General features: G+C 47.6%; 1 protein-coding gene and 1 pseudogene. Both read right to left on the minus strand.

Annotated features, from left to right (window positions below):
- Positions 1–182, minus strand: a pseudogene (locus R7Q09_RS26660) (2-succinyl-5-enolpyruvyl-6-hydroxy-3-cyclohexene-1-carboxylic-acid synthase); the annotation flags it as partial.
- On the minus strand, positions 179–622 hold a 444-nt coding region (locus R7Q09_RS26665; protein WP_318144010.1), incomplete at its 5' end, for a chorismate-binding protein. The gene R7Q09_RS26665 and the pseudogene R7Q09_RS26660, both read right to left, overlap by 4 nt.

The following is a 622-nucleotide window of genomic DNA, read 5'->3' on the forward strand; positions in this document are numbered from 1 at the left end:
CCTAATCCACGCTCATCAAAATGAGTATGAATGAAAAAATTTGGCTGTTCCGCCGCTTCTAAAGTCAAAGGAGTCGAACGCGATCCCGGCGCGATACAAACATGCTTCACACCAAATCGGTGAAGCTCAGTCAAAATGGTCTCTGACCAAATTCGATTGAGAACCGCTTGATCATAACTCATGATGCCACTCCAAGTGGCGGATGATCGGAAATCAACGTTAACAGCGTCGACATCTTTTTATCTAACTCAGCCCACTCGTGTTCAGCAACAGATCCAGGAACAATACCCGCTCCAGCAAACAGCTGAACTTGATCGCCAAGCACCAATGCACTTCTTATTGCCACACAAAACTCTGCGCGTTCATGGCTGATATAACCCATAGAGCCAGCATACCAGCCACGAGCAAACGGCTCGTTATCAAGGATGAACTGCATCGACTCTTTACGAGGCAAACCTGCCACTGCGGCCGTCGGCTGCAATGCAGAAAGCAGTTGTACGCCATTTGTGCCTGTTTTTAAGCTTGCATGAATATTACGTTTGAGGTGCTGCACCTTACGTAAACGCACCAATCTCGGTTCGGTTTCTACTTCTACCATTTCGGAATGAGGAGAAAGGCGTTC

Source organism: Vibrio sp. 2130-1 (assembly GCF_033339515.1).